The 19,731-nt window shown below is 42.9% G+C and carries 24 protein-coding genes and 1 tRNA gene; 15 read left to right on the forward strand and 10 right to left on the reverse strand.

All coding sequences use genetic code 11. The features are described 5' to 3' along the window. From PHF79_01120 to PHF79_01135, 4 genes are all read right to left on the reverse strand, one after another. Positions 1-756 (reverse strand): response regulator (locus PHF79_01120; protein MDD5318411.1); only part of this gene is annotated, 756 nt, incomplete at its 3' end. Between the two features lie 8 nt (positions 757-764). Then, positions 765-1,229 (reverse strand): DUF3761 domain-containing protein, encoded by a 465-nt coding sequence (locus PHF79_01125; protein ID MDD5318412.1) that lies wholly within the window; start codon positions 1,227-1,229, stop codon positions 765-767. A 36-nt stretch (positions 1,230-1,265) separates the two neighbouring features. Beyond that, positions 1,266-1,559 carry a hypothetical protein gene (locus PHF79_01130; protein MDD5318413.1) on the reverse strand — a complete coding sequence of 98 codons (294 nt, stop codon included), beginning with the start codon at positions 1,557-1,559 and terminating at the stop codon, positions 1,266-1,268. 7 nt (positions 1,560-1,566) lie between these two features. Then, the gene (locus tag PHF79_01135; protein MDD5318414.1) at positions 1,567-1,869 is read right to left on the reverse strand and encodes a hypothetical protein; all 303 of its coding nucleotides are present in this window, start codon (positions 1,867-1,869) and stop codon (positions 1,567-1,569) included. 249 nt (positions 1,870-2,118) lie between these two features. Between PHF79_01135 and PHF79_01140 the strand changes: the two genes are divergently transcribed. From PHF79_01140 to PHF79_01150, 3 genes are all read left to right on the forward strand, one after another. Continuing rightward, complete coding sequence (locus tag PHF79_01140) at positions 2,119-2,850, forward strand: hypothetical protein (protein ID MDD5318415.1); 732 nt, start codon at positions 2,119-2,121, stop codon at positions 2,848-2,850. 119 nt (positions 2,851-2,969) lie between these two features. Continuing rightward, the gene (locus PHF79_01145) at positions 2,970-3,155 is read left to right on the forward strand and encodes a hypothetical protein (protein ID MDD5318416.1); all 186 of its coding nucleotides are present in this window, start codon (positions 2,970-2,972) and stop codon (positions 3,153-3,155) included. 517 nt (positions 3,156-3,672) lie between these two features. Beyond that, positions 3,673-5,364, forward strand: a complete 1,692-nt coding sequence (locus tag PHF79_01150; protein MDD5318417.1) for a recombinase family protein — start codon at positions 3,673-3,675, stop codon at positions 5,362-5,364. Here the strand turns inward: PHF79_01150 and PHF79_01155 are convergent. Beyond that, positions 5,353-5,424 (reverse strand) — tRNA-Asn (locus PHF79_01155). The two genes, PHF79_01150 and PHF79_01155, sit on opposite strands and share 12 nt — an antisense overlap. Before the next feature lie 82 nt (positions 5,425-5,506). Between PHF79_01155 and PHF79_01160 the strand changes: the two genes are divergently transcribed. The 3 genes from PHF79_01160 to PHF79_01170 are packed head-to-tail and all read left to right on the forward strand — an operon-like array spanning position 5,507 to position 6,368. After that, entirely contained in the window at positions 5,507-5,761 is a 255-nt protein-coding gene (locus PHF79_01160; GenBank protein MDD5318418.1) for a DUF167 domain-containing protein, read from the forward strand. Between the two features lie 48 nt (positions 5,762-5,809). Then, on the forward strand, positions 5,810-6,175 hold the full coding sequence (gene raiA, locus PHF79_01165) for a ribosome-associated translation inhibitor RaiA (protein MDD5318419.1): 366 nt from the start codon (positions 5,810-5,812) through the stop codon (positions 6,173-6,175). Between the two features lie 7 nt (positions 6,176-6,182). Next, positions 6,183-6,368 carry a hypothetical protein gene (locus PHF79_01170; protein ID MDD5318420.1) on the forward strand — a complete coding sequence of 62 codons (186 nt, stop codon included), beginning with the start codon at positions 6,183-6,185 and terminating at the stop codon, positions 6,366-6,368. Here PHF79_01170 and fmt read toward each other — a convergent pair. The 4 genes from fmt to PHF79_01190 form a co-directional block, all read right to left on the reverse strand. Then, positions 6,358-7,203 (reverse strand): methionyl-tRNA formyltransferase, encoded by an 846-nt coding sequence (gene fmt / locus PHF79_01175; protein MDD5318421.1) that lies wholly within the window; start codon positions 7,201-7,203, stop codon positions 6,358-6,360. The two genes, PHF79_01170 and fmt, sit on opposite strands and share 11 nt — an antisense overlap. 1 nt (position 7,204) lies before the next feature. Continuing rightward, positions 7,205-7,747 carry a peptide deformylase gene (locus tag PHF79_01180; GenBank protein ID MDD5318422.1) on the reverse strand — a complete coding sequence of 181 codons (543 nt, stop codon included), beginning with the start codon at positions 7,745-7,747 and terminating at the stop codon, positions 7,205-7,207. A 47-nt stretch (positions 7,748-7,794) separates the two neighbouring features. Then, a complete protein-coding gene (locus PHF79_01185) occupies positions 7,795-9,837 on the reverse strand; it encodes a hypothetical protein (GenBank protein MDD5318423.1) in 2,043 nt (680 codons plus the stop codon). Between the two features lie 247 nt (positions 9,838-10,084). Continuing rightward, positions 10,085-10,474, reverse strand: a complete 390-nt coding sequence (locus PHF79_01190; protein ID MDD5318424.1) for a hypothetical protein — start codon at positions 10,472-10,474, stop codon at positions 10,085-10,087. Between the two features lie 89 nt (positions 10,475-10,563). Here PHF79_01190 and PHF79_01195 point away from each other — a divergent pair, with 89 nt between their 5' ends. From PHF79_01195 to rseP, 4 genes are all read left to right on the forward strand, one after another. Next, positions 10,564-11,583 carry a rod shape-determining protein gene (locus tag PHF79_01195; protein MDD5318425.1) on the forward strand — a complete coding sequence of 340 codons (1,020 nt, stop codon included), beginning with the start codon at positions 10,564-10,566 and terminating at the stop codon, positions 11,581-11,583. Between the two features lie 7 nt (positions 11,584-11,590). Further along, entirely contained in the window at positions 11,591-12,331 is a 741-nt protein-coding gene (locus PHF79_01200; protein MDD5318426.1) for a hypothetical protein, read from the forward strand. A 67-nt stretch (positions 12,332-12,398) separates the two neighbouring features. Then, positions 12,399-12,950: a ribosome recycling factor gene (frr, locus tag PHF79_01205; GenBank protein ID MDD5318427.1), complete on the forward strand. Its 552-nt coding sequence runs from the start codon at positions 12,399-12,401 to the stop codon at positions 12,948-12,950. 5 nt (positions 12,951-12,955) lie between these two features. Next, positions 12,956-14,062 (forward strand): RIP metalloprotease RseP, encoded by a 1,107-nt coding sequence (gene rseP / locus PHF79_01210; GenBank protein ID MDD5318428.1) that lies wholly within the window; start codon positions 12,956-12,958, stop codon positions 14,060-14,062. Positions 14,063-14,144: 82 nt separating this feature from the next. On the opposite strand, the gene PHF79_01215 is transcribed toward rseP, so the two are convergent. Then, complete coding sequence (locus tag PHF79_01215; GenBank protein ID MDD5318429.1) at positions 14,145-14,402, reverse strand: hypothetical protein; 258 nt, start codon at positions 14,400-14,402, stop codon at positions 14,145-14,147. Positions 14,403-14,616: 214 nt separating this feature from the next. Between PHF79_01215 and PHF79_01220 the strand changes: the two genes are divergently transcribed. From PHF79_01220 to PHF79_01240, 5 genes are read left to right on the forward strand one after another with little or no spacing between them, the layout of a single operon-like run. After that, on the forward strand, positions 14,617-15,849 hold the full coding sequence (locus PHF79_01220) for a His/Gly/Thr/Pro-type tRNA ligase C-terminal domain-containing protein (protein ID MDD5318430.1): 1,233 nt from the start codon (positions 14,617-14,619) through the stop codon (positions 15,847-15,849). 44 nt (positions 15,850-15,893) lie between these two features. Continuing rightward, on the forward strand, positions 15,894-16,931 hold the full coding sequence (locus PHF79_01225) for a rod shape-determining protein (protein MDD5318431.1): 1,038 nt from the start codon (positions 15,894-15,896) through the stop codon (positions 16,929-16,931). After that, entirely contained in the window at positions 16,909-17,736 is an 828-nt protein-coding gene (locus PHF79_01230) for a rod shape-determining protein MreC (protein ID MDD5318432.1), read from the forward strand. The genes PHF79_01225 and PHF79_01230 overlap by 23 nt, the downstream gene beginning before the upstream one ends. 21 nt (positions 17,737-17,757) lie before the next feature. Then, positions 17,758-18,048 (forward strand): hypothetical protein, encoded by a 291-nt coding sequence (locus PHF79_01235; GenBank protein MDD5318433.1) that lies wholly within the window; start codon positions 17,758-17,760, stop codon positions 18,046-18,048. Continuing rightward, positions 18,032-19,729, forward strand: coding sequence for a penicillin-binding transpeptidase domain-containing protein (locus PHF79_01240; protein ID MDD5318434.1), 1,698 nt, complete (start codon positions 18,032-18,034; stop codon positions 19,727-19,729). Before PHF79_01235 ends, PHF79_01240 begins: the two co-directional genes overlap by 17 nt. Positions 19,730-19,731 lie beyond the last annotated feature (2 nt).

Raw genomic sequence — 19,731 nt, forward strand, 5'->3', positions numbered from 1 at the left:
GATAATTGTTTTGTCGGCAAAGTTTTTGGCTTCCATAGACAAATAATCAAACGCGTCGCTATATGCTTCGATTGCTTCATAAACCTGACCATTCTTCTTACAAAACATTGCTTGCTTAATAAAAAGCTCCACAATTTTTGTGGGTTTATCCAGGTTGTTTTTGAGTAGGTTTTTGTAGGCATTTATCTCCAGTATTGGGCCCGGAGGGTAGAGTTTGTCCATTAGCTCAACAATTTGGACAATAAACTCTGAGGGGATGATCTTTGCTTTAGTTATGAAAGCTAGTACCTCCAAGTCTCGTAGTTCCTGAGATTTAACAAATCCCAGACTATTAGAAAGAAACACAAAAGGAATATTTGCTGTTCGCTCATCTCTTCGAAGGCTCTTTAAAACCTCTAAACTGCTTATTTCTGGCCGCATAATGTCTGAAATGATGAGATGTGGCTCCAGGTTAAATATCTCCGTTACAGGGTCATTTTCAAGCCTCTGGAGGGGTATAACTTCATAGCCTGCCTCTTTAAGCCAAGTCCCATAAAGATCGGTTACAAAAACATCATCGTCTATGAGAAGAATACGAAGTTTATAATCTCGGGCACTTTCTTCCAAGGCTTCAACCGCCATTTCTTGCAGTCGTTTCTTTACTGCGGTACACATCTTTCCTGCATCTTTGGATAAACCATGAATTGGACATAAAGAATCATTACAATTCTTTTTTATATTATTTAGAGAATCAAGATTTAATGGGTCTTTTTCCATATGACTTTCTACTGCAACCATAATGACACCCCTCCGTGATGAGAACAAGAACCACTGTGGTGTAGACTAAAGCTAAATGTGCCGTCATTACACTGTGCAGTTGCTCCGGCAGGAATACCATTTGAAGAATAACTCGGACTGTTTACCTTTGCCCCGTAGGTGTTTGTATATTGATTTGTTGTAGAAAGAGTTGTCGTCCACTCAGGGTGAGCACTAATAATTGCATTAGCTTTGGTTCGAGTGATTATTCCAAAGTATCCAGTAGCAGGAACTATTCCTTGCTGCTGTTGAAAAGTAATCAAGGCACTATTTGTCAGATTACCAAAGTAGGCACTAATCTGTGCCGAGTACAGACCCTCGTAGGCAAGAAACTGTTGTAACTGAGATACATCTGTTCCAGTCGTTCCATAACTAAGATTGTGGTTGAAGGTAGCTCCAAAAGTGACGGAAGGAATAATACAGAGTGCTAGCAAGAATGATATAAGTATTTTTTTCATTTTAATTATTTATTATCTTGTAAAAATAGGACGAAATCCCTTAGCCATAGCATGTGATGCGTAATCAAAACATTCTCCATTCATTGCGTCAGTACGACTCCAATATGGATCACCTGGAAGGTGGTAGATCATGCTTTTTAGGTTTGCTTTAATGGGGTGATCTTGTGGACAATCCCATCCTTTAGGATCAACCCACCCTTCTGCAAGGTGCACCGCTCTCAGGTGAGCTGGGTACCAAAAGAATATTCCGTAAATAAGTAATAGGATCGAGAATATTACAAGAAGATTCTTATATTTTGTTTTCATATCTTTATTATTGAGTAATGACACTCCAAAGAATTATTAAAACCAAAATACACACAAGGAGTAAGGCGGGAAGCAAATAGTAATTTTTTGCTTTAGGTTTTCTAACTTTAATTTCAGGTTTTACTTCAATTTTTTCCTCTGGTTTAAAACCTCTAAAAGCAGCTCTAAAGAAATCAATAACACCAAAAATTGTAAGTATAAGAGCTAATATGTTGAACATGTTGCCAAACACACCACCTACAATTGCATCAAAAATCCACAGAATTACACCGAGAACTAGTAAGACTATCCACGATAGGTTGTTTTTCATTTTTTTAAGAAAAACTGATAAAACCATGTGAGGACATACAAAAAGCCCATCACAGGTAGAGACCGAAGTCTCTCGTACCAGTTTCCCGATACGGCGTATAAGGCAGACCCTGCGATGGGTTCTTTGTGCCTTATACGGCTAGACTATTGCCATGCCAGTTTTTGCTGGTTTAGGCCATATTTAGTTGTGTTTTTAATCTATCATTTAATGACCCAAAAACCAAGAGTCAATGGTGTATAATGTCAAATTATGGATTCATACAGGATGAAATTAAAAGACTATTTAAAAAACATTCCCGATCTAGACATTGAGATTGGGATTGAAAAACTTATTGAGGAGGGTACAATCATTGCTGCGCACACAGATATGGCTCTAGCCAATCAACACGGAAAGATCAACCTTTTTTATTATCATGATGTTAGGAAAATGTATATTAAATGGAGGACTGCATCGAGAAAATTACTTGAGAAAAATAAAGAAATTGCGAAAGAAGAAGAGGAGATATTTTTAGAAACAGATAGTATTTCGTCGAGGCCACTTCTTATTGAAAATCCTGATTTTCCTAATGCAATAGGAGACCAAGAGCTTGCAAATATTAATAAGGAAGTCCGTGAAAAATTAAAAGTACTTAGACCATTAAGAAATAAAGTTAGTAAAGAAAATCTTAATAAGAGAAAAACAAGTTTTGACGATGTAAAGAGCATTTTAACTCTAAGAGGAGATGACATCTTAATTTCAAAAAGTTTAAATAGTGATGCACATGACCTTTTAAGAACTTTGTTTAAAGACAGGTTTAGGCTTTGGGAAAATACTGACATACTTGAAGATTGGCAATTTTCTCTAAATATAAAATTAGTACCTAAAAATAAGGTCTACCAGGCTGGAAAGTCGGTAAACCGTATTATTGCGGGAGAGACAAGAATAAAGGATTTTATTTTAACATCAACCAAAACTACGTCTATAAATAAGGGGTATTTATAAATATAAAAGTTTATAAACTTTTGTAAACAACAGAAAGTATAACCTAGGGCCACACCCTCGGTTTTTCTTTTTATCTACAGATATTTAGAGGATCTGCAGGGTATGTAAACACTCTAAAAATGTACTTAAGTTCTAATGCAATTAAGGATTTAAGAATTGCCCTCAGTAAATCATACGGAGAAGGGTTTCAGCTTGGATTGTCAGACGACGAGGTAAATAAAATAGGTCTTTTATTACTCATAGCCTTGGCAGAAAGTTTGAAACTAGAAATTATCAATCCTGAATTAATTATAAAAGCATTGTAATTACTTCAGGGTTTGTAAAAACCTTAAATCTAGAAGGACAAGGTAGGCTAACTTCACAGCCCCCTTCTGGAAGCCATTAAATGTGAAGACTTTATAGTATGATGTCCAGAGACAGCATTCTCTGGCTCCAAAAATAAAGGAAAGCGGGATAAATAGGAACATCATAAAATTATAATCCTACCCGATACTACCTAGCACACTAGTTGCAGTAGTGATGTCACAGTCACAGTGATATTGAATAAGGAAAATATAGTTTCTGCGCTTGAGGTGAGAATAAAAGAATCACTAAGCAGTTGTGTAAAGAGGTCTATTTATATAGGCTTTTAGTAACTCCTGTCTCCAAAAATAAAAAAGATTATTTTTGAGATATTGAAAACATGTTAAAATAGCATGGCTACACCAAGAATAATTATAAGAACTTAATTTAATTGAAATTAGGTTTTTGTAAATAAGAACGAGGTAATGACTTTTTCTTGGTGTAGCAATTAAGAACGGTGTTGTTACCTCATTTTTGTTTATGAATAATTATAACAACCTAGACACAAGTAAATTAAAATATGTAATTTATTGTCGTAAATCAAGTGAAGGTGAAGACAAGCAAGTACAATCACTTGATACTCAAATAAGAGAACTAAAAGAGCATGCAGAAAGAAACAACCTAGAAATTATAAAAGTTATTTCTGAAAGCAAGAGTGCGTTCAAAATAGGACGTGAAGGTTTTGATGAAATGATGTGTCTCATTAAATCTGGTAAAGCAAATGCAATACTGGTTATTCGGGCAAATCGTATTTCAAGAAATCCAGTAGATGCAGGACATGTTATTTCTCTAATGGATGATAAAAAACTTTTATACATAAGAACTCCCAATTCAACCTGCTATACATCATCATCTACAGATAAAATGATGATTGCTATTGAACTTATTTTTTCAAAAAAAGACAGTGATGATAAAGGAGATATGGTAAAAGAAGGACAAAAAACTAAAGCATTGAAAGGCATTCCTCATGGGGTTGCTTCATTGGGTTTTCTTAACGACAAAACCGAAGAAAAAGGTAACAGAAAATGGATAGTCGATGAGGTAAGATTAAGTCAAATAAAAATCCTTTTAGATATGTTTCTCACAGGGACATATTCTGCGGGAAAGCTCTATAAGTATGCTATAGAAGTGCTTAAATTGACTACAGTGCCTCGTAAGAGGTGTGGAGGGGCTCTTATCACATGGTCTCGTATATATGAAATCCTAAAAGATCCGATTTATGCCGGGTTCTTCTCCTATGGAGGTCAACGTTACGAACTGGACATTGGTCTCCCTAGATTAATCACTGAGGATCAACATAATAAGATTAAAATTATTTTAGCAAGAAATAATATTCCTAAGTTTAAAGAACACAAAACCACTTTTTCAGGCTTTTTAACATCTGATGAAGGCAATTTTATAGGACAAGACGTGAAGTATCAGCTAATTTGTGATTGTAAGAAAAAGTTTTCTTATCTGAACCGAACACATTGCCCATCCTGTAATGCTGAAATAAATAAACTCAAAAATCCAAGATATCTTGATTACACTTTCTATTACAACGTAAAAAAGAAAAAAACAGGAGAACCTTATAAGGCCATTTCCGAGAAGGATATTGTGGAAAAGCTTGGTGAGTACATAGATTTGAATCTAACTTTTTCAGAGGAACTTGCTTCATGGTCTAGACAATACCTTGAGGAATTAAAATTGAAGGAGCTCAATGATGTAATTTTTAAGAAAAAACTAGCAGAAAATAATAGGGTTGAGTTCGAAAAAAAGAAAATAAGATTGCGTGAGATGCTTCGAGATAACCAGATCACTGATGATGAGTATCGAGCTGATGTAGAAGGATTACAAAGACAGTACGCACAATCTGATGATGCAGGGAATGTTGATTGGTACTCACGGATGAATGAAATAGTAGATTTAACCCTGTGTATGAAAAAAGTTCTTGAGAATGGAACAATTCAACAGAAACGAAATATACTTTCACAACTCGGTTCGAACCTAGTCTGGAATGATAAAGAACTTAGTATTACCAACGATATTGCTATTGAAAAGCTTGTTGAAGGTATAAAACGTGCAAAAGAAATTAACCCAGAGTTCGAACCTAAAAACTGTGTTGTATATAAAGCCCCAAATGAAAAAACAGACGAGTTTTCATCTGTTTTTTCTACTATGCTCCCCCGGTAGGGATCGAACCTACGACCAATCGATTAACAGTCGATTGCTCTACCGCTGAGCTACAGGGGAATGTTTCTTTTGTAAAGAACGTTGAAAGCATAGCAAAAAATACTCAAAAAGCAAATATAACGTGTAGGTGTATAATACATCCATGTACATCCACGTGCGAGTCTACGCTGGGGCGGGCAAGGAAAAATTTCTGGAAACCAAGCCGGGGTATTTTGAGGTGCAGGTCAAGGAGCCAGCCGAAGGTAATCGAGCCAATAAGCGAGTCATAGAGCTGGTGCGCGAGCATTTTTTGGGCCATTTTTCAGCTCAGGCTCAAGCACGCTTTATGGTCCGCCTGACTAGCGGCCATCATTCGCCGAGTAAGATTTTTGCGGTTGAGCATATAGAAAATGATTGATAATATATCATTGAGCCCACAGGACATTATTGGTATAATCAAATCAATATGAACATTCAAACAAAAGCCACAAACATTGAGATCACTCCAGCGACTACGGATTATTTGGAAAAGAGAATGGGAGCGATCAAAAAATTTATTTCATCTGAGGAAACAATTTTAGTGGAAGTGGACTTGGGAAAGGTCAGCAATCGCCATCGTACCGGGGATGTTTTCCGAGTGTCGGTGAGACTTTCTTCTCCGCATCACGATGCCCAGGCAGAAGCCGAGAGTGTAGACCTCTACACTGCTATAGATGAAGTCAAGGATGAGCTTTTGGCAGAGCTTCGCACCTCGAAAGAAAAGCGTCAGCACTTTATCCGACGCAGCGGTCAGAAAATTAAAAATATTATCAAAGGGATTATTGGTCGCTAGCTACTAAATGATGGAAGATCAAAATATCCGTTCCGTAAAGCTTTTGTGGTATGAAAAAGCTGACAATTGGCTGAGCATTTTCGTGTTGATAGGATGTCTCGGGGTGGCTTTGACTTTATTTTATATTGCAAAACAGGCTCAGGACTACGCTCAGCTTTTGAAGGATCAAAATATCACTATCGTCACTGACTAATCCAATCTTCCGCTCGGAAGTCTATTTCTTTGCCCCCTTCTGGGACTATTCGCTGGAGAATTAATTTTCCATCCGCAAAAGTCGCTTTTTTTATTCCAATACGGACCGGTTTATTTGTGTGAGTTGAAGTAGCAAAAAAATAAGTGGCCGGCCAGCCTTCATAGGCCTGAATCTTAAGAAAATTTTTATAAGGATCGTCGGAAATTTTTAGCAGGCCGTCAGCCTTGGATATTTTTCGGGTAAAGGTGGCCTGGGTGTGGTCCTGAGGCTGAGGAGTGAGAGTCCCAGCAAGCCAGTCCGGCAAAATATCTGCCAGGAGCTTAGCCCCAGCTTGGGCCAAAATAGTCGAAAGGGTATTGACTGTTGGCGGCCAAGGTAGGACAGGGATTTCTTTCTGAGCAAGGATGGGGCCATGATCCATCAGCTCATCCATCAGCATGATCGTCACGCCAGTTTTTTTGTCGTCGTGCAGGATGGCCTCCTGGAGAGGGGCAGCCCCACGGTAGTGGGGAAGCAGTGAGGGGTGAATATTGAGGGTGCCATGTGTAGGCAGATCCAAAATATTTTTTGGAATTATTTTACCGTACGAAGCGAGAATGAAAATATCACACTTTTCAGCTTGGAGGGATTCCACAAAAGTGGAGTCTAGCTTTTCGGGTTGAAAAATTTTAATTTTTTTGGCCCACTCTTTGACTGGGGGAGGGGTGAGGATCATTTTTCGGCCTCGAGGCTTGTCAGGCTGAGTCACAATGACGTCAGGTACGATATCCCTTTCCTTGAGAGTGTTGAGAACATCAACTGAAAATTGGGAGGTGCCAAAAAATGCGATTTTCATTTTATTTTTTAGCTGAAGGGTCTTCGGGTGGAAGCTCATGGATATCCTTGGCGTGGTCTATGAAGAGAATACCGTTGAGATGATCGGTTTCGTGCTGAAAAATCTGAGCCAGCAAGCCGGTGGGGCCGCGCTCATTGTAGGCTCGAATAGTTGCTCGGCTGGCTCTCTTAGTCTTGCCGTAAAGCCATCTGACCGAGAGGCAGCCTTCCTCGACAGTTTTGCGGTCCTTGGATATTTTAATGATTTCCGGGTTGATATAGACTTCGTCTTTTAGGGGTTTAGGTTTTTTTGATGCATCTTCAGAGTGCTCAAAAAAACCCGAAAAAACTTTACCTGAAACCACAAAAATCCTCACTGATTCGCCAATCTGAGGAGCGGCAATAGCCACTCCATCATCCTGAGAATCAAGCGCTGCTTTCATTTTTTCAATGATGCGCTGGATCCTGAGGCTTTCTATTTCTTCTAGGGCTACAGGGGTTGCTACTTTGCGTAGAACAGGTTCTCCGCTCTGGACTATATCTATATCACGGGGTGTTTTGGGCATTTGTTTTAAATATAAAGAAATTTTGTTGCTAAAGCAAACCCAAAAATCTAAAGCAAACTTTCGGGGTCTACTTTTAAGCTGAAATGCGGGGGCAAACCCATCAGTAGGGTAAAAAGTTTTTCATCCGGCCATTTTTCTGAAGGCAGGCGGATGAGCATGTGGAGGCGGTGATTGCCTCCGATAGTAGCGATAAAAGCCGGAAAAATATAGGGTTCGTAGCTTTCGAGCTGGGTTTTGAGACCCTGCATTTCTCGGTTAATCTTTTCGCGAGGACCTTCGAGGCTGATTTTAATGAAAGTGGAAAAGGGCGGATAGGCGATGCTTTTACGCGCTTCGTATTCCTGACGATAAAAATCAGTGAGATTCCCCTGGAGGGCCAGATCGAGGACGGGTTGATCAGCCATGCGGCTCTGGATCAAAAAATATTTTTTGGTGCGCGAAAGCAGGGTGATGAGGGTATGCATGATGCGTTCGTTGATGCGAAAATCCGGCAGAGCAAAAAGTGAATCAAGCGAAACAATGGCTGTGTTGTCTACCATATTTTTTTCATCCTGACCTAGATAGGGTAAAGCCATTTCGGTGCCAATGAGGATAGAGCTTTTTTCGGCTCTAAATTTTTCAGCTACAAGACTCGCAAGCTTTTCTGTCGGAGCACTGTCTCGATCAATTTTGAAAATAAGCGGTGCGGCTACGCCTTTTTCTTTGAAGAGTTTTTGCAAGGCTTCGGCTACCGTATCAATGCCAATACCGAGGGTGACAAGCTTCCAGCTATCGCAATGAACACACCGCTCAGCGGCGCTTCGGCGCTCTCCACAATGATGACAAAGAAAAAAACGTTCGCCTTTTGACTGATGCAGTACCACTGGAGCACTGCAATTTTTACACAAGACTGTCGTGCCACAATCTCCGCACACGATTGAGGGGGAGAGACCCCGCCGCTGGCAGTACAAAAAGAGGCTTTGTTTTTTTTCTAGACTATATAAAATAAGAGACTCGAGCTCTTCACTAAAGATTTTGAATTTTGCCGGCTTAGTTTCTTCGTCTACGATTTTTCCTTGGGAGGTTTTGAGGATGGAACCATCCGAGGTTCTGATGATCATTTTTTGCCCTGAAACCTTGATAGCTTCAGGCTGACTGGGTTTTTTCATGTCTATCAGCAGAGTCTCGGCTTGATGCTGAATGCGATTTTTTAAAGGAAAGAGCTCGATGAGCTCGCCAGCTTGATGACGGACAAGAGTTTCAACTCTGAGCAGCACATCACCCAGGATAAGCTTAGCTTTGCGAAGCTCTGCGTATTTTTCAATAAAAAAGCGGAGATCAATAAAAGGGGCAAAGCCAAGCTTGTAGGCGCGCGACGACTCACGTTCAAGGATGACCGTGTCGATGTCGTCGCGCGGAATCCCGGCAAAAAGTCCAGTAGCGATGATGAGGACAGGCTGCTCATCGGACTCGGCGGCTTGCCAAGTGGAGGTCTGAGTTTTTGGCGTCAATCCGCTGTGAAGCATAAAAGTCCGGTGCTCGATGCCCTTGCTGAGTTGTTCAAAAAGTTTTTTAGTCTCCTCTATAGTCGGTGAAATAATAAGAGTTGAATGTTTGCGAGCAAAATTTTCTCGCACCAGACTTTTGTAAGTAGCATGACGATCTTCATCGCTCATTTGAACAACACATTTTTCTGAGAGTCCTCCCGCTTTTTTAGAAATTGATTTCCGGGTGTCGGCTTCGGTTTTTTTATTTTTTACTTTTCTGGTTTTTATTTCTTTATTATTTAAAATAGCTGCGGGGATCAGACGATTTAGCACCGCTCCTTTGGGGGCCACAAAATATTGAGCGGCGCTCTCAGCGGCATGAAGAAAAGAGGGAAGCAGCAATGTTTTCCCCGCGCCGCTGATTTTTTTAGTGGCAAAAGACAGAGACTTAATGTCTCCTTTGATTGTTTCGGCATCTATTACTTCCACTACCAAGGCAGGCACTTTTTTATTTCTCACCGGTACGCTGATCAAAAGCCCGCGTTCGAGAGGGTTGGCACTAAAATATGAAAGAGTGTCCTTGAACACTCCTCGAGCTATAGGTATGACAGTCAGGATATACATTTCCTATATATTCGCATGGAAAGGGGTGGGAGGACAAATCTAACACTAGTACAAACTCACTTCTTTTGGGAGACACGGAAAATTTCTGGTGAAATTTTCCTTATCCTCGCCAACGCTTTGGCTGCGGGGTCTCCCAAAAGAAGTGAGTTTGTACTAGTGTTTAATTGTTCATCCACAATAGTAATGTAAAGAAAAAAGCGTCACCACGGGGGAAGGGTGACGCTTTTTGGTTGGTTTTAATTTTTTGTTATTTCTTCGTGGACTTTTCCACAGATGACGTCTGCGGTTGTGTCACGACCATGTAGTGATAGACGATGATGACCATGTCGTGAAACCCGGTCACATCTGACTTGATGATGTATTTTTTTTCTTTGCTGTCGGCAAGCCATTTATTGACGGCGTCTTCGATTCCAACATGAGTACCGTCCTCAAATCGGGGAATATAAAAGACCTTGATTTTTTCGATGCCGGCTGGGCTCTGGGTATACGGGGTGTCCCCAGAAGTGTAGGAGTCCGTGTAATCATAGGTTGCCGCCGGTTGAGGAGATTTTGCCTCGTCGGCGCGGGCGACGTTGAGGGTGGCCACGGTGAAGAAAAGAACAAGAACCAAAACTGAACTGACGATGTTTCTTTGCATAACTTTTGAAGATCTGTTTCAGATTATAACATGTTCAATATATATGTCAATAGAGCCCCAAAACTAGGCGTATGCTACTATACTGGGCAATGGCCCTCTTTACTAAAAAACTTGGGATTGACCTTGGAACGGCAAATACGCTTGTTTTTTTGCCTGGGCGCGGCATTGTCTTAAATGAGCCATCCGTGGTGGCGGTTTCCGAGATAGACAATAAAATTCTGGCCGTAGGCAATGAAGCCAAGGAAATGATTGGTAAAACTCCTGACAGCATCATCGCGTACCGCCCGATGAAGGATGGGGTTATTGCCGACTATCGCGTGACCGAAGCGATGCTTCGCTACTATATTGGTAAGGCGCTCGGTAAATGGAATTTATTTAAACCTGATGTGATGGTCTCAGTCCCGGCCGGAGTCACCTCGACCGAACGCCGGGCCGTGATCGAAGCGGCTATCAAGGCCGGAGCCAAAAATGCTTATGTGGTCAAAGAGCCTATTCTTGCTGCAATTGGAGCGGGCATCTCTATCCAGGAAGCGATTGGCCACATGATAGTGGACATTGGGGGAGGCACCACTGATGTGGCGGTGATTTCACTCGGGGGCATAGTGGCTTCGACTTCTGTAAAATGTGCAGGCAATCGAATCGATGAGGCCATCGCCGACTATATTAAAAAAACTTTTAATCTTGCTATTGGAGATAAGACCGCTGAAAATATTAAAATAAAAATTGGTTCAGCTGTACCAGTAGAAGCTGACGATGAGATCGCCCTCATGATAAAGGGCCGTGATTTCCTGACGGGTCTGCCTCGGTCAGTTGAAATTAAAACTAACGAAATTGTCAAAGCTATCGGTAAAGAGCTTCGAGATATGGTTAAAGCAATCAAGGACGTGCTGCAAGACACTCCACCCGAGCTGGCTTCAGATATTATTGACCAGGGTATCATCATGACTGGCGGTTCGTCTCAGCTTCGCAACTTGCCTGAGCTTGTCTATCGTCGCACTGGTGTCAAAGCCGTCCTCGCTGACGATGCCCTCTACTGTGTAGCCAAAGGCACCGGCGTGGCTCTCGAGCATTTGGATACGTATAAAAAAAGTATTATTGCGAAGAGGTAGATTTTATATGCCAGCCAATTCTTTTTTAAATCAAGGACACCACCACACCTATATCTTAGAAAATACTGATGGGGTAGACTTTTCTAGCTTGATTGCTGAGTTATTTCTCCAGCTGGAAAAAAATTGGGACTTAAAAATTCAGGGCAATCCGGATGTTTGGTCTGTTATTTATGAACGCTTTGGAGTAGACGAAAGTAGGGAACTGATCAACATGTCTTCGCTTCGTTCCGTAGCGGGGGGTCCGCGGATCTTTGTGCTGGCTGCCAATGTTATTACTACCGAAGCGCAAAATGCACTCCTCAAGCTTCTCGAAGAGCCGGCGCTCGGCACCTATTTTTTTATTTTGACCTCGAGTGCCTCGCGCCTCCTTCCCACCGTACTCTCCCGTGCCGTGGTTTTTCCTTTTGTTGTCGATATAAATAAGGCTACAGATAAGAATATCAACCCAGTCGAGTCGTCATTTCCGTTCAGCAAAGATTTTTTAAAGAGCTCTCACGCTGAGCGATTAGCAATGGTGAAAAAAATCACTGGCGAGCTTGAAAAAGAAAAAATCCAAAAATCTGACGTTTCAAATTTTATTAAAAATATTGAAAAAGAAATCTATCAAATAAAACCCTTAGCTAAAATGTCTGACGATGAGCGCGCGGGCTTTGCCTTGATTGACCGGGCGGCCGACTATAGTCATGACCGGTCATCTTCAGCCAAGCTTTTACTTGAGGCGGCGGCCCTTTTTGCGCCGCAGCTTTAGGGACCGCTCTCACTTTTTTCAGCCTTTAATTTTGCCTTTATTTTTCTCTCTGCTACAATACACCCATATGGCATATTCATTTACAACTTTTCAAAACAAAACCAAGGAAACAGAGCAGTGGCTGGCTAAGGAGTTTGCGGGGGTACGTACTGGCCGCGCTACACCCACACTTCTCGACGGTGTCCAAGTAGAGTCTTATGGGGCTAAAATGCCCATTTCTTCAGTGGCTACTATTACAACAGAAGACGCTCGGACTATTCGCATTAGTCCTTGGGACGCCTCAAACGTAGTTGCTATTGAAAAGGCACTCCTTGTCTCAAATCTCGGTGTCTCTGCGGTGGTGGATGAAAAAGGCCTCAGAGTGCTTTTTCCAGAACTTACAGGTGAGCGTCGTACTCAGCTCATCAAAATTGTTAATCAAAAACTTGAAGACGCCAAGGTAGCTATCCGCCTGGAGCGAGAAAAAATCTGGAAGGATATCCAGGCTAAAGAGCGCGATGGAGAGTTGACCGAAGATGAACGCAATCGCCTGAAAACAGAAATGGAGAAGATTGTCCAGGATGCCTATAAAAAACTCGAAGAACTATCCGCTAAAAAAGAAAAGGAAATTCAGTCTTAGTTTATATGGCCATCATCTTTTTTTTAATCATCATTGCTGTCTTGGTTTTTGTCCACGAACTGGGTCATTTTTTAGTGGCCAAATGGCAAGGTATCCGCGTGGACGAGTTTGCCATTGGTTTTCCGCCAAAGGTCTGGTCCTTTAAAAAAGGGGAGACCGTCTACGCCATCAATCTGATCCCTTTCGGGGGGTATGTCAAAATTTTTGGAGAAAATCCAGACGAAGAATCCCTCACCGGTCCGGATAGCCAGCGCAGCATGGTCAATAAAAGCAAATGGTCACAGGTCCTAGTCCTGATTGCGGGTGTTTCTTGTAATGTTATTTTTGCTTGGCTTTTGATTTCTTTTTCGCTCATGTCAGGCATGCCCACCTCGGCTGGTTTTGCTTCTGGGTATAGCTCATCCACCATTTCTCATACTCAGGTGATCGTCACGGGGGTTATCAAAGGAGGACCGGCTGAAAAGGCCGGATTGAAAACAGGCAACATTATTGTGGGACTCAACGCCGCCACTTCGACTTTGAGCGTTTCATCGATTCAGCAAGCGGTGGCCGAGAGTCAAGGCAAACCTGTGATTTTGAATGTGTTGGATAAGACTAGTGCCAGTGAATCGAGAGCAGTCCAGGTGATTCCAGAAAAAGGAGTAATCAGTGCTGATACGTATGCGATCGGTCTAGGCATGGATACTGTCGGTATCGTGAAGTTTGGTTTTCTCCAATCTTTTTATGAGGGCGCTAAGACTACAGGAATCATTATCAAAGAAACTACAGTTGGTCTAGCCAAATTTATTGCGCAGGCTTTCACTGGTCAGGCGCATCTCTCTCAAGTCAGTGGACCGGTGGGGATTGTGGGTATGGTGGGTCAGGCTTCTCAATACGGCTGGGCCTATCTCATCTCCTTCACAGCCTTTATTTCGATCAATCTTGCGGTGATCAATATTTTACCTTTTCCTGCCCTCGATGGGGGACGCATTCTCTTCATCATTATTGAATCTATAAAAGGCTCACGCCTTTCTCCTAAAATAGCCAACACAGCCAACGCGATTGGCTTTGGTCTCCTCCTTCTTTTGATGCTAGTGGTTACTCTGAGTGATGTGGTGAAGCTTTTTCATTAAAAAATAAATCTGTATTTTAAAATAGGAGTGAAGTAAAATTGGCCCCGCTTGCGGCAAGCGGGGCCAATTGTTCTGGCTGTCACTAATCCAATTGGTTTTTTTCCTCCCTTGGCTCGAAAGTGAGGGTGAAGAGGTCCTCCTTGAAGATACTCCAAGTGGCCACCAAAAAGATGGCCAGATTGCAGAGCCTCGTGGCCCTGGCGGCCACGTACATCGCGGTCAGAAGCTCAAACACGAAGGCTGCCAGGAGAATATAACATCCGACCCGGACCGACATGAGGAAGATGATCAATATTCCGTAGTTTGTGAGCCTAAACTTATGTTCATTCTCTTTTTTCATATTTACTTTCAGTTTGTCTCCTCTAAAATTACAATGTGTACCCATGTTTGTCAACAATGAGTGTGGCGCCAAAATATCTGAGAGCCCACTTTTGGAGACTTGCGAGACTCGACGGAGCGAGCACGAGGAAAATCCTAGCAAGGATTTATCCGTGCTCCAAAAGTGGGCCCTCAGATATTTTGACCCGTTATTCCTTTTCAAGTACAATAGTGCAATGTTACAATCTCAACTTTTTACCCGGACTCGTCATGATGCCCCAAAAGACGAGGTGGCCAAAAATGCTCAGCTTTTGATTCGGGCAGGCTTCATTCACAAGGACATGGCAGGCGTTTACTCGTATTTGCCTCTGGGTCTACGGGTGATTGAAAGGATCCAAAACATCATTCGTGAAGAACTCAATGCCCTAGGCTCGGTGGAGCTTCAGCTGGCAGCCTTGCAGGATAAAAATCTTTGGGAAAAGACTGGCCGATGGAGCGATGAAGTAGTAGACAATTGGTTCAAAACAAAATTTAAAAATGAAGCGGAGACTGCGCTGGCTATCACCCACGAAGAGCCTCTGACCAATCTCATGAAGGATCACATCCGTTCCTTCCGTGACCTTCCGGTGTATGCCTATCAGTTTCAGACAAAATTTCGCAATGAAGCACGGGCCAAGAGCGGCATCATGCGTGGCCGTGAATTTTTGATGAAGGACCTCTATTCATTTACCCGCTCGGAGGAAGAACACAACGCTTTCTATGAAAAAGTCAAACAAGCTTATCTAAATATTTTTAAAAAGGCAGGACTCGGTGATAGGACCTACGTTACCTTTGCTTCGGGAGGCATTTTTAGTAAATATTCACACGAATTTCAGACACTGACCGATGCAGGAGAAGATACTATTTATGTAAACAAGGAAAGGGGGATTGCTATCAACTCTGAGGTGTTAAACGACGAATCCTTAAAAGAGCTTGGTATCGCCCGCGAATCTCTGACTGAGGAAAAGGCAGTTGAAGTCGGTAATATTTTCACTCTCGGTACGCGCTTTTCTGAGGCTTTGGAGCTAAAGTTTACAGACGAGGCCGGAGCTTCCCAGCCTGTCTTTATGGGCAGTTATGGTATAGGATTGCCTCGCGTCATGGGTACCATAGTGGAGGTCCTTTCGGACGAAAAGGGACTCGTCTGGCCGGCTAGTGTTGCACCATTTGACGTGCATGTTATCCTGCTCTCGACAGATCCAAGTGTCCGATCATATGCGGACGATATAGTGGCTACTCTTGAAAGGAGCGGAAAAACAGTCTTATACGACGAAAGGACGTTGCGTCCGGGAGAAAAGTTTGCCGACGCAGATCTGATCGGGATTCCACGTCGCATTATCATCAGTGAGAAAACGATTCAAAGCGGACAGATTGAGGTGAAGGATAGAGCGACAGGAGAAGTGTCATATGTCAACGAATCAAGCCTATAAGAAAACTTTTATAAAATATTATGAAAAAATTTACCGGAAAATTTCTGAGCATGCTTTCCAACGACATCGGGATCGATCTCGGTACCGCCAATACTCTAGTCTATGTGTCTGGCAAGGGAATTGTTCTCAATGAGCCGTCAGTGGTCGCCGTCAACCAAAAAACCGGCCGGGTGGTGGCGGTTGGTCAACAGGCTAAAGACATGCTAGGCCGCACTCCAGGACACATTGTGGCTATTCGACCCTTGGTAGACGGGGTGATTTCTGATTTTGAGGTGACTGAGGAAATGATTTCATACCTGATAAAAAAAGCCGAAGGTTATAGTAAAAAAATGCTCGGTCCCAAAGTAGTAGTGGGTGTGCCTACCGGGATTACAAACGTGGAGCGTCGCGCTGTGCGCGACGCCACCAAAAACGCAGGTGCCCGCGAAGTGCACATCGTGGAGGAGCCGATGTGCGCGGCTGTCGGTATTCGTCTTCCAGTCAAGGAGGCCATTGGAAGCATGATCATCGACGTTGGTGGCGGCACGTCTGACATTGCTGTCATTTCTCTTGGTGGGATTGTCCGGGCCAAGAGTTTGAAAATTGCCGGCGACAAATTAAACACCGACATCATTTCTTATATTCGCAGCGAATTTAAAATTTTAATTGGAGAAAAAACCGCTGAGACTATCAAGATGGCCATCGGGGCTGTCATCCCAGCGCAGCCGCCGCTTGAAGCTTCAATTCGCGGCCGTGATCTAGTCACAGGTCTTCCTCGGGAAGTAGTGGTGACGGATTCAGACATTCGGGAAGCAATTGGGCAGTCTGTCGGCAACCTTATCGATGCGGTCAAAGAAGTGCTCGAGACCACTCCGCCAGAAATCCTTTCAGATATTATGCATAAAGGCGTTCACCTTGTTGGGGGAGGAGCATTGATCAAAGGCTTACGCGAACTTCTCCAAGATCATCTTGGTATTCCGGTCTATGTGGGCGAAGATCCTCTTACGGCTGTGGCTCGTGGTGCGGGCATCATTTTAGAAGACCTTGATCAGTTTGATGATATTTTAATTAAAAACGAAGATGACTTACCTCCAAAGCGATAGCCGTCGAAACAAACACAGTCATTATTTTATTGTTCTCGTTGTGAGTGCTCTAGTCATCTTGGGATTTTTTTCGGCTTTGCGTCGTTGGGCTCCAAATTTTACTGCCAGTCTAGTTTTTTCTATTGCTCAGCCTTTGCAATTCTTGGTGCATAGTGCGGAAGGCAGCACTTCTCTTTTGTTTAGCGCCATCACTTCTTCAAGAAGCGACCTGGTGGCTGAAAACAATCAGTTAAAAAGTCAGGTCGCAGAGCAGGCGGCAGCTATGGCTGATCGAGATGTCTTGGCTCAAGAAAACGAATCGCTCAGAGAAATGCTCAACCATCCTCTAAATCCAAAAGAGACTCGCCTTGCTGCCGCTCTCATCACTCGGCCTCCACTTTCTCCTTACGATACTTTTATTATTGATGCAGGGGCAGACCGCGGCTTAAAAGAAGGAGATATTGTCTATGCCGCTGGCACTTTGGCAGTGGGGACGGTGACAGAGGTTTTTACGGATACCAGCCGGATTACTCTTTTTTCTTCTAGTGGTCAGTCGACTAATGTCTTGATCAGTGAGGGGAGTACTACCGTACCAGCGGTGGCCGAAGGTCTAGGGGGTGGAGGTTACCGGATCAAGCTTCCTCAAAATGCCGGCGCAGCCGTGGGCGATGTGGTGACCACGTCGCATTTCTCTCCTATAGTTTTAGGCACGATTGATCACATTGACGGAACAACTGGGGATGCTTTTCTCTATCTTTATTTTCAACAGCCGATCAATGTCAACAATCTAAGATTAGTTTCTGTCGCCATAGATCAGAGCAGATAAAATTAATTAAAAATATTTTTTATGTCTCAATCCTACAATTTTTCCAAAAACTTTTGGCAAATCTATGGGATGCGTCTGGTTGCAGATATCGTGATTTTATTCGTGACTTTTGCTACTCCCTGGTGGCTGGGCGTGATTCTCGGCATCTTCGCCACGCTCTTTTTTCCACTTTACTTGGAAGTCATCGTCTTTGGTTGGATCCTAGATTTTATTTATGGGGGCTTCAGATTTGAGCTTTCGGCCTTGATTTGGCTGGTTATTTCATTCTTTATTCGAAAAAGGGTACAATTCCTGAATGGCTCGAAATATTAACCGTCACAAAAACCACGAAATCAACCCGGACGAGATTTTTCTTGATTCAAGCAATCTTCCGGAGTTCAACAATGACCAATTTGAGGGTCGGATGGAAAAACCAATCCCTCGCCGCAATATTCTAGTGATTGGCGGAGTCTTCGCTCTCATTGGTCTTATTTTTTTAGGAAAACTCTGGTCAGTCCAGATTGCTCATGGTCAAAGCTTCAAGGATATTAGTGAGAAAAATCGTCTGCACAACGCCCTAGTTTTTGCTGAGCGCGGAGTGATCTATGATCGCATGGGCACGCCTCTGGCTTGGAATGAAGTCAATGCCACCAGCAGTGATTTTTCATTGCGTAATTATATTGACCTGTCAGGTTTTTCCGGCCTCTTGGGCTATGTCAATTATCCCGCCAAGGATAGTTCTGGTTTTTACTATGACGATACCCTGACAGGCAGTGATGGCTTGGAAAAATTTTACAATACATCGCTCGCTGGTGAAAATGGCTTAAAAATCACAGAGACCGACGCGACAGGGAATGCTTTGTCCGAAAGCACGATTCGTCCGCCCAAAAAAGGCGACAATTTAACACTTTCCATTGATGCCCGTGTTCAGCATGAAATGTATGACGCTATTGCCAATACAGCCCAGACTTCAGGCTTCGACGGTGGGGCTGGGGTCTTGATGAATATTCATACCGGAGAGGTGTTGGCTATGGTTTCATACCCCGAATACAATTCCAATGTCATGACCGAGAAAAGTGATCAGGCAAAAATAAAGGCCTATTTAAATGACAAAAACAATCCTTTTCTTGATCGGGTGACGACAGGGCTATATACTCCTGGCTCAATCATCAAGCCTATCTTTGCTATCGGAGCTTTGAATGAAGGGGTGATCGATGCCCAAACAAAAATTTTGAGTACGGGATCTATTTCCATTCCAAACCCCTACCAACCTGGTACGGAGACAGTTTTCAAAGATTGGAGGGTCAATGGCTGGACCAATTTGATGGAAGCTCTTTCTGTTTCTTCAGATGTTTATTTCTACGAAATAGGGGGCGGCTATCAAAATCAAAAAGGTTTGAATATTTCCAATCTAGAAAAATACGCCAGCCTTTTTGGCTTCGGCACTTCACTTGATGGAACTTTTTTTAGCGGAAAGAAAGGCACTATTCCAAGTCCAGAATGGAAGGCCGCCAATTTTAATGGAGAGCCGTGGAGACTGGGAGACACTTATCACACGGCCATTGGTCAGTATGGTTTTCAAGTCACACCTATTCAAGCAGTGCGAGCTGTTGCGGCCATTGCCAACAGCGGTCATCTGATTACCCCTAGTATTTTGAAATCCGATCCTGCCAATAGTCCGTCCGTAGCTTCATCCACCATTTTAGCTTCCATCAACCCTGCTTACTATCAGGATGTACGAGATGGTATGAGGCTGGGAGTCACAGCTGGCACAGTACAAGGCCTCTCAATGCCTCAGGTGGCTATTGCCGCCAAGACTGGTACCGCCGAGCTAGGCACTCAAAAACAGTACGTCAACTCCTGGGTGACGGGTTTTTATCCTTACCAGAGCCCAGATTATGCTTTTGTGCTTTTGCTTGAGCCCGGCCCGGCTCACTACGCTTCCGGCGCCCCAGCTACCATGAGGACAGTCATGGAATGGATGAGCGTCAACACGCCTGAGTATCTAAAATAGAG

The sequence above is a fragment of the Candidatus Paceibacterota bacterium genome (assembly GCA_028714275.1).
Taxonomy (GTDB): domain Bacteria; phylum Patescibacteriota; class Minisyncoccia; order Phycocordibacterales; family CAINVO01; genus CAINVO01.